The organism is Argonema antarcticum A004/B2 (assembly GCF_023333585.1).
GTDB lineage: Bacteria > Cyanobacteriota > Cyanobacteriia > Cyanobacteriales > Aerosakkonemataceae > Argonema > Argonema antarcticum.
The window spans coordinates 1-6,304 of record NZ_JAIQZN010000183.1 but is presented as its reverse complement, the minus strand read 5'-3'; the positions used below and the strand labels follow the sequence as shown (position 1 = coordinate 6,304).

General features: G+C 47.2%; 8 protein-coding genes. 7 read left to right on the top strand and 1 reads right to left on the bottom strand.

Features of this window, described 5'->3' with window-relative positions:
- Window positions 1–52: 52 nt before the first annotated feature.
- The 5 genes from LAY57_RS34740 (at window position 53) to LAY57_RS34720 (ending at window position 3,447) form a co-directional block, all read left to right on the top strand.
- Window positions 53–1,198, top strand: coding sequence for a phosphotransacetylase family protein (locus tag LAY57_RS34740; RefSeq protein WP_275994507.1), 1,146 nt, complete (start codon window positions 53–55; stop codon window positions 1,196–1,198).
- A gap of 43 nt (window positions 1,199–1,241) precedes the next feature.
- Window positions 1,242–1,745: a DNA recombination-mediator protein A gene (locus LAY57_RS34735; RefSeq protein ID WP_249071901.1), complete on the top strand. Its 504-nt coding sequence runs from the start codon at window positions 1,242–1,244 to the stop codon at window positions 1,743–1,745.
- A 164-nt stretch (window positions 1,746–1,909) separates the two neighbouring features.
- Complete coding sequence (locus LAY57_RS34730; protein WP_249071900.1) at window positions 1,910–2,335, top strand: MAPEG family protein; 426 nt, start codon at window positions 1,910–1,912, stop codon at window positions 2,333–2,335.
- Between the two features lie 101 nt (window positions 2,336–2,436).
- On the top strand, window positions 2,437–2,928 hold the full coding sequence (locus LAY57_RS34725) for a YajQ family cyclic di-GMP-binding protein (protein WP_249071898.1): 492 nt from the start codon (window positions 2,437–2,439) through the stop codon (window positions 2,926–2,928).
- Between the two features lie 36 nt (window positions 2,929–2,964).
- Complete coding sequence (locus tag LAY57_RS34720) at window positions 2,965–3,447, top strand: YidH family protein (RefSeq protein ID WP_249071896.1); 483 nt, start codon at window positions 2,965–2,967, stop codon at window positions 3,445–3,447.
- Window positions 3,448–3,554: 107 nt separating this feature from the next.
- On the opposite strand, the gene hemL is transcribed toward LAY57_RS34720, so the two are convergent.
- Window positions 3,555–4,853: a glutamate-1-semialdehyde 2,1-aminomutase gene (gene hemL, locus LAY57_RS34715; protein WP_249071894.1), complete on the bottom strand. Its 1,299-nt coding sequence runs from the start codon at window positions 4,851–4,853 to the stop codon at window positions 3,555–3,557.
- A 124-nt stretch (window positions 4,854–4,977) separates the two neighbouring features.
- Here hemL and LAY57_RS34710 point away from each other — a divergent pair, with 124 nt between their 5' ends.
- Both LAY57_RS34710 and hisIE read left to right on the top strand, forming a co-directional pair.
- Complete coding sequence (locus LAY57_RS34710; protein ID WP_249071892.1) at window positions 4,978–5,193, top strand: ChaB family protein; 216 nt, start codon at window positions 4,978–4,980, stop codon at window positions 5,191–5,193.
- Between the two features lie 155 nt (window positions 5,194–5,348).
- Entirely contained in the window at window positions 5,349–5,999 is a 651-nt protein-coding gene (gene hisIE / locus LAY57_RS34705) for a bifunctional phosphoribosyl-AMP cyclohydrolase/phosphoribosyl-ATP diphosphatase HisIE (RefSeq protein WP_249071891.1), read from the top strand.
- The last annotated feature ends 305 nt before the right edge of the window (window positions 6,000–6,304 follow it).

Here is a 6,304-nt window from a genome sequence, read left to right as displayed (position 1 = left end):
TTGTGGATGGGGTGCTGCCGACAGTCCCAGATGAAACAGGAAGTTTTTGTTAATGAATGTTAGCAAAAATCGAACGGTTACACAAATCAAAATTAGGAGTGAGGGTGTGCCGAAATCTGCTAAATATCTGCTGATTGGGTCAACCGAGTCTTATTGTGGCAAGTCAGCGGTCATCTTGGGATTAGCCCACCAGTTAAAGGAAAAAAAACTGGATATTGCCTACGGTAAGCCGCTGGGAACCTGTTGGAGTGACGATCGCACCGATGGTATAGATGAGGATGTCAGGTTTTTGGCCGAGAATCTCAACCTGCCAGAGAATCGACTGCTGAAAACGCTTTTATTTCTAGATGAAGCAACGATTTCTAAACGCATCAGAGGCCAAGATCCGGTTGATTATCGCTTTGAACTGGAGCAATATCGCCAGGTTCAGGGTGGAGAACTGGCGTTGCTGGAAGGGCCGGGTACTCTGGATGAGGGCAGTCTGTTTGAAATGTCCTTGCTGGAGGTAGCAGATGTGGTTGATGCCTCAATTCTGCTGGTGGCCCGTTTGGAATCGGTGGTATCGGTGCATAAGATATTGTCAGCAAAGCAGCGGTTGGGCGATCGCTTGCTGGGCGTTTTGCTAAACGATGTTCCCGCTAAACAGCTGGAAATGGCTCAAACAGAGATTCAGCCATTTTTGGAGGGGCGAAATATTCCTCTGTTGGGAATTCTACCTCGGAGTGCTTTGCTACGCAGTGTCAGCGTCAGAGAACTGGTACACCAACTGAATGCTGAGGTGATCTGCCGATCGGACCGTTTGGATCTGATGGTGGAAAGCCTGACCATTGGTGCGATGAATGTAAATTCGGCCTTGAAGTATTTCCGCAAAGGCAGGAATATGGCCGTGGTTACTGGTGGCGATCGCGCGGATATCCAGTTGGCAGCTCTAGAAACTTCCACCCAGTGTATGATCTTGACCGGGCACGTACCTCCGCCCGACTTTATCCTCACTCGCGCTGAAGATTTAGAGATTCCGATTTTGTCAGTTGACCTGGATACCCTCACAACGGTAGAAATTATCAACCACGCTTTCGGTCAGGTGCGCCTGCAAGAACCGATCAAAGTGCAGTGCGTGCGCCAGTTAATGGCAGAACACTTTGACATCGATCGGTTAATAGGCAAACTGGGACTACAGCCTGCTGTCACGCTACCGTAACCAGTCTGTTAAAATATCAAGGTTGTTCAGTCTTAAACCGTCCTTGAATCAAGCGATAGAGTTGCCAAAAGTTGATGAATTAGTCCAAGAACTAGCGACGATCCAGCAAACGGGTTCCAAGCGTATTGCTCTTTTGGGATCTCGCCACGTTCCCATTACCCATCAGCACTTAATAGAGATGATGAGCTATGCCTTGGTGTTATCCGGCAATCTGCTGATCACCTCTGGTGCTACGGGTACTAATGCAGCTGCCATAAGGGGCGCAATGCGGGCTGATGCCAAGTTATTAACGGTAATCCTGCCCCAAAGTCTAGAGCGTCAGCCCCTAGAATCGCGCCAGCAGCTCGAACAGGTGATGCACTTGGTAGAAAAACCAGAAAACGATCATCTGTCTCTGGGTGAAGCTAGCGCCCTCTGCAATCAGGAAATTGTATCTAGGTGCCAGCAGCTGATTTGCTTTGCTTTTCATGACAGCCGCACACTGCTACAAACCTGTAAAGATGCCGAAGATCAACGAAAATTAGTGACTTTGTTTTACTTTGATTAGTATATGCGTGGCTGTGCTAACAGATTTGAGAGTGGGCAAATTGCAATTCTTCAATTTGGAATTTGTCTAGTCGATTTGACCGAAAACCAAAAAGGTTTCAGTAGCTCTCCAAACTTGAGTTGTGGGGTTAATTCCATTATCCAAAATCTCAAATCCCAAATCGAATGACGCTATCGCAACTTCCGGTGCCTACTATTTTTCTGTACTGTATCGCCATAGCCGCTGTTCTAGTTTATGCCCCCTTTGTGCTGGTGGCTTATGCCCGTCTGGGCTTGGGAAAAGAAGCTTTAGCGGCTCCCAGAGCGGTGTTCGATCGACTGCCCCCATCTGCTCAAAGAGCAACTTGGGCGCATCAAAATGCGTTTGAAGCGTTTATGCTGTTTGCACCAGCAGCGCTGATGGCTTACGTGACTGGTGTGGATCGATCGCTGGCGGTGGGAGCTGCTCTAGCATTTCTGGTGGCGAGGTTGCTACACTCGGTTTTTTATATTGCGAACATACCGCTCGCGCGATCGCTCATGTTCGGCATTGGCAGCTTATGCACCGCTACTCTAATCATCTTTAGTCTGCTGCAAGCTAATACAAATTAGTCATTAGGTAATGGTAAATTTCAGATTTCAAATCTAAAATCTGAAATCTGAAATTTTAAATTACCAATTACCAATTACCAATTACCAATCACCAACTTGTTATGGCTTCTACCTATTCATTTGACATTGTTAGCGACTTTGACTATCAAGAATTGGTCAATACTGTAGACCAAACCATAAGAGAAATTCAAAGCCGCTACGACCTCAAAGACACAAAAACTACCGTGGAATTAGGGAAAGAGGAGATTACTGTTAACACCGACAGCGAATTTACTTTAAGCGCTATTCACACAATTCTGCAAACAAAAGCAGCTAAGCGCAATCTTTCTCTAAAAATATTTGACTACGGCAAAGTTGAACCAGCTAGTGGCAATCGCGTTCGTCAAGAAATAAAACTCAAAAAGGGTATAAGTCAGGAAATTGCTAAACAAATTACCAAATTGATTCGCGACGAGTTTAAAAAGTTACAAGCCGCGATACAAGGAGATGCCGTGCGAGTTTCCGCTAAGTCCAAAGATGACTTGCAATTGGTTATTCAGCGATTGAAACAAGAAGACTTTCCGGTTGACTTGCAATTCACAAACTATCGCTAATATAGCAAATTGCTATACTTCGGGAAAATGGGCAGAATGCCAAAAATTGACCGCCAGCGAGAGCATCAAGCTAACGAACGTACTTTTCTGGCTTGGTTGCGTACTTCCATTGCTCTGATCGGGTTTGGCTTTGCGATCGCTCGCTTTGGCTTATTTCTGCGGGAACTGGAATCTGCCGTTACTGGAAAGAATAGGGTTAGCAATTCTTTTATTAACTCTCAAAACCTTGGCTTGAGTCTGGTAATTGTTGCCATTGTGATTATTGGTCTATCTGTATGGCACTATAACCAAGTTTTTCGGCAAATTGAGAGCAGCGACTATCAGCCGAGTCGCTTGATGGTTTGGTTAACTGCGATCGTGGTAACGATATTGGGACTCCTCAGCATACCGTTCGTTTTTTGGCGACAGCCACCTGTTCCGAGTAACCCATCTTCTTCCAATAGTACAGCAGTCGATCGCGAAAATAGACCGTTATCTTATGGTTTGCGTCGCAACATAGAGCGCAAAAATACCTTTTGAGATGGATCGATAGTTTGTTGTCAGCAGTCAATCCTATTAACAACCGACAACTGACTACTGACAAAAACCAATTGTGAGAACCAGTTTTACAGTACAGACTAGAAGCGTCAAATACTAGACATCACTTCTCTTGCTGCTGCCAAAGTGCGATCGATATCCTCTTCTGTATGAGCCACAGAAGTAAACCCAGCTTCAAACTGCGACGGCGCAAGGTAGATCCCCCGCTCTAACATACCGCGATGGAAACGGCTAAACTTCGCTGTTTCTGACTTTTTGGCATCCTCATAATTGTGGACGGGGCCAGATGTGAAGAACAAACCAAACATACCGCTGATTTGACCGCCGCAGGCTGCATGGCCTTTTTCTTTGGCAATTTGCAGCAAACCATCAGAGAGCTTTTTAGTAATCCGGTCTAGATAATCATAAGTACCTGATTTTTGCAGCAATTCCAGCGTTTTAATCCCAGCAGTCATGGCTAGAGGATTACCGGAAAGCGTCCCAGCTTGATACATCGGCCCAGATGGTGCAACCATCGACATGATGTCTCTGCGTCCGCCATAGGCTCCTACAGGCAAGCCGCCACCGATAATTTTACCTAGAGTCGTCAAGTCCGGGGTGATGCCAAATTTTTCTTGGGCACCGCCATAAGCAATCCGAAAGCCGGTCATCACCTCATCAAATACAAGCAAAGCGCCATTTTCTCGCGTAATCAGGCGCAAGCCTTCCAGAAACCCTGCATCGGGCGGGATAAAGCCAGCATTGCCCACTACTGGTTCCAAAATTACCCCAGCAATCTCGTTGGGGTTTTCTTCAAACAAAGCTTTGACAGCTTCTAGGTTGTTGAATGGAGCTGTCAGGGTGTTGACAGTTGTCGATTTGGGGACGCCTGGAGAGTCCGGTAAGCCTAGTGTAGCGACGCCGGAACCCGCTTTGACCAAAAACATATCGGCGTGACCGTGGTAGCAACCCTCAAACTTGATCATTTTGTCGCGTCCTGTGAAGGCTCGCATCAGGCGCAAAACTGCCATGCAGGCTTCTGTGCCGGAGTTGACAAAGCGCACCATTTCAATGCTGGGAACGGCATCGATGACCATTTCAGCGAGGACGTTTTCTAGCACGGAGGGAGCGCCGAAGCTGGTGCCTTTTTCGAGGGCGTTGTGCAGGGCCTCGATCACTTCAGGATGGGCATGACCGCAGATTGATGGCCCCCAAGTGCCAACGTAGTCGATGTATTGATTGCCATCGATATCCCAGATGTAAGCGCCTTTGACGCGATCGAATACTATTGGTTGTCCTCCCACTGATTTGAAGGCTCGCACAGGTGAACTGACGCCTCCCGGCATCAGCTTTTGGGCGGCTGCAAAAATCTCTTCTGATTTGGTGGTTTTAAAAGAAGTGGTCACCAAAATTATCTCCTTAGTTGAGTTTTATCCCGGCTTTGATGCTTAAAGGTCTATCTAAGGATAGTTGGGAAGCAGTGTAGAAGCCTATTAAGCTCATAAATTATCCTATATAGCACCGATAACCACGATGTTATACAAAACGAATCAAGATTTACCTGCCGATGTGCGCGATCGCCTTTCTGAGGCGGCCCAAGAATTATACCGAGCTGCGTTTAACTGCGCCATTCACTGGTATGGCGAAGAGTCCAAAGCTCACCAGGTTGCTTGGTGCGCTGTGAGAACTCAGGCTGTAAGTCTTAACAGTACCATTATGGGTGAAAGTCCCAAACCACTTTTAGCTTAAGTTTTGGCAATATTGGCTCAGAGCGGGAAAACACTAGCTCATGCCAACTCAGCAGGTGGGCAAAGCATGATATTGTGGTCGAGTGAGCGAGCTGGGCTACCACCCAGATCCGGTGAAACCGAATCGCCAACAAAAACTGCTCCTCAACCAAATGTATGTCTGCTGTGGATTCAACTACCTTTACCGAGTCTATCCCGATCGAGCAAATCCGCTACGACGAACGCGGATTGGTGCCAGCAATTATCCAGGATTATCTGGATGGCACTGTGTTGATGATGGCTTGGATGAATCGGGAGTCGCTGCAAAAAACTCTCTCAACGGGAAGAACCTGGTTTTGGAGTCGATCGCGTGCCGAACTGTGGCCCAAGGGGGAAACGTCCGGCCACGTCCAGAATGTCAAAAGTCTTCGCTATGACTGCGATAGCGATGCGCTGCTGATTGGTGTTGAACAGGTGGGAGATATTGCCTGTCACACGGGTGAGCGGAGTTGTTTTCATCAAGTAGATGGGGGAAAGGCAGCCCCACCACCGGATACTTTGTCGCAAGTGTTTGAGGTAATTTGCGATCGTCGCGACCATCCCACAGAGAATTCCTATACCTGCAAGCTGCTAGATGGTGGCGATAACAAAATTTTGAAAAAGATTGGGGAAGAAGCAGCTGAAGTGGTGATGGCTTGCAAGGATGATGATAAAGAGGCGATCGCAGGCGAAGTTGCCGACCTATTTTATCATACTTTGGTTGCCTTAGCTCACCATCGCGTTGATGTGAAAGCAGTTTATCGCAAATTGCAAGACCGCCGACGCTAAATTAAAATTTCATTCTGTTTTTGCATTAGTTACAGGTATAGCTAGGGGCTAGGGGCTAGGGGCTAGGGGCTAGGGGCTAGGGAAGAGGGAAGAGGGAAGAGGGAAGAGGAAAAAGGGGAAGATTCTACTCCTCCGCTCCTCTTACCCCCTCCCCTCTGCTCCCCTATATCTATTCTTTAGGTGGGAAGGAAATAGGATCTTTTGCGGTCATGAGTCCCTCAGTTGAAATTATCAAAAATTTGGGTTTAAAACCCCGTGCTTCTAGCACGGCTTTTCTTGCTCCTGAATATAACGCTTTAACACTT

Coding starts and splice junctions, on each gene's coding strand:
- LAY57_RS34730 (WP_249071900.1), top strand. CDS start 1,910: ATGACGCTATCGCAACTTCCGGTGCCTACTATTTTTCTGTACTGTATC.
- hisIE (WP_249071891.1), top strand. CDS start 5,349: ATGTCTGCTGTGGATTCAACTACCTTTACCGAGTCTATCCCGATCGAG.
- LAY57_RS34740 (WP_275994507.1), top strand. CDS start 53: ATGAATGTTAGCAAAAATCGAACGGTTACACAAATCAAAATTAGGAGT.
- LAY57_RS34710 (WP_249071892.1), top strand. CDS start 4,978: ATGTTATACAAAACGAATCAAGATTTACCTGCCGATGTGCGCGATCGC.
- LAY57_RS34725 (WP_249071898.1), top strand. CDS start 2,437: ATGGCTTCTACCTATTCATTTGACATTGTTAGCGACTTTGACTATCAA.
- LAY57_RS34720 (WP_249071896.1), top strand. CDS start 2,965: ATGCCAAAAATTGACCGCCAGCGAGAGCATCAAGCTAACGAACGTACT.